Source organism: Bergeriella denitrificans NBRC 102155, assembly GCF_001592185.1.
In the GTDB taxonomy this organism is placed as follows: domain Bacteria; phylum Pseudomonadota; class Gammaproteobacteria; order Burkholderiales; family Neisseriaceae; genus Neisseria; species Neisseria denitrificans.
This window is the reverse complement of sequence record NZ_BCWL01000305.1, coordinates 1-1,668: the sequence shown is the minus strand read 5'-3', so window position 1 is coordinate 1,668 and position 1,668 is coordinate 1. Positions and strand designations below refer to the sequence as shown.

The following is a 1,668-nucleotide window of genomic DNA, read 5'->3' as shown; positions in this document are numbered from 1 at the left end:
TAAATATTTTTTCAAAGGTCTCGGCCTGCAACCAACTATTTGTTTACACAACAAAAACCCATGACCTCATTCGACTTCATCAACATCATCGGCACCGCCGCCTTCACTCTGGCCGGTTATCTGGTCGGCGTGCGCAAGCGGCTGGATATGCTCGGCGTATTGATTTGCGCCCTGCTCACCGCCACCGGCGGCGGCATGGTGCGCGATGTTTTGGTGGGGCGCACGCCGATGATATTCGTGGAATACGCCCCGCTCGCCGTCATCGCCGTCACGCTGGCGGCGGCTTATCTGTTTAAATTGCAGCACACGCAGAAAAAAGTGCTGGCGCAGGCGTTTGTGTGGGCCGACTCGCTCGGATTGGTGGCGTTTACCCTCATCGGCGCGCAAGTCGGCAAGTCGGGCTGCTTTACAATTTAAACGTCTTCGGCGTGGTGATGATGGGTTTCGTCACCGCGGTCGGCGGCGGCATTGTACGCGATATGCTGGTAAACGATATTCCGGTGATTATGCGCGAAGGCTTTTACGGATCGGTGGCGGTGGTTGTCGCCTTCGTTCTGTATCTGCTCGACCATTTCCGTATGGTCAACCCTTTGACTTTGCAGATTTTATTGTTTAGCGGCTACGCACTCAGAATGTGGGCGTACAAAAAGCAGCTGAGGCTGCCGAAATTGTAATGCGCATATGTTTCAGACGGCCTGTTGATGGTAAGATAGGCCGTCTGAAAAATTTATTATTCTGATAGGGTGTATGGCGTAAGTTACGCACGCGTTTTCCCATGACCCAAACGCCCAAAAACGCGTGCGTGCGTACCGCACACACCCTACACTCCTGTTCTCCGAAAGCGCACCATGACCGACATTCTGAACAAAATCCTCGCCACCAAGGCCGAAGAAGTCGCCGCACAAAAAGCCGCCTTGCCGTTGGAAGAAATGAAACAACTGGCCGCCGAAGCCCCGCCGGTTCGCGGTTTCTACTCCGCCATCCAAGCCAAACACGCGCAAAACCTGCCCGCCGTGATTGCCGAAGTGAAAAAAGCCAGCCCCAGCAAAGGGCTGATCCGCGCCGATTTCCATCCCGCCGAGATTGCCAAATCATATGAAAACGCCGGTGCCGCCTGCTTGTCGGTATTGACCGACGAACCGTATTTCCAAGGTTCGCCCGAATATTTGAAACAAGCCCGAGCCGCCGTATCGCTGCCGGTGTTGCGCAAAGATTTTATGATTGACCCGTATCAGGTTTACCAAGCCCGCGCATGGGGCGCGGACGCCATCCTGCTGATTGCCGCCGCGCTGGAAGCAGAGCAATTGGAGCAGCTGGAGCGCACCGCCCACAAATTGGGCATGACGGTTTTGCTGGAGCTGCACGACGAAAGCGAGCTGGCCAAATGCCGCAACCTGACCACGCCGCTGGCGGGCGTAAACAACCGCAACCTGCGCACATTCGAAGTTTCCCTGCAGCAAACGCTGAATCTGCTGCCTGCGCTGCAAGGGAAAACCGTCGTCACCGAAAGCGGTATCCGCGATAAAAACGATGTTGATTTCATGCGCGGCCACGGCGTGCATACCTTCCTCATCGGCGAAACCTTCATGCGGGCGGACGACATCGAAGCGGAAGTGAAGAAGTTGTTTTAAGGCTGTTGTTTGATGATATAGCCGTTCAACTACAAAA

At 54.9% G+C, this 1,668-nt stretch carries 3 protein-coding genes; all 3 read left to right on the top strand.

The features are described from left to right. Positions 1-60 precede the first annotated feature (60 nt). The 3 genes from BDE01S_RS11755 to trpC all read left to right on the top strand — a co-directional run bounded on the left by BDE01S_RS11755 (position 61) and on the right by trpC (position 1,631). Positions 61-417: a trimeric intracellular cation channel family protein gene (locus BDE01S_RS11755; protein WP_245934310.1), complete on the top strand. Its 357-nt coding sequence runs from the start codon at positions 61-63 to the stop codon at positions 415-417. A 17-nt stretch (positions 418-434) separates the two neighbouring features. After that, a complete protein-coding gene (locus BDE01S_RS11750; protein ID WP_245934311.1) occupies positions 435-674 on the top strand; it encodes a trimeric intracellular cation channel family protein in 240 nt (79 codons plus the stop codon). Positions 675-848: 174 nt separating this feature from the next. After that, positions 849-1,631: an indole-3-glycerol phosphate synthase TrpC gene (gene trpC / locus BDE01S_RS10385; protein ID WP_066081265.1), complete on the top strand. Its 783-nt coding sequence runs from the start codon at positions 849-851 to the stop codon at positions 1,629-1,631. Positions 1,632-1,668 lie beyond the last annotated feature (37 nt).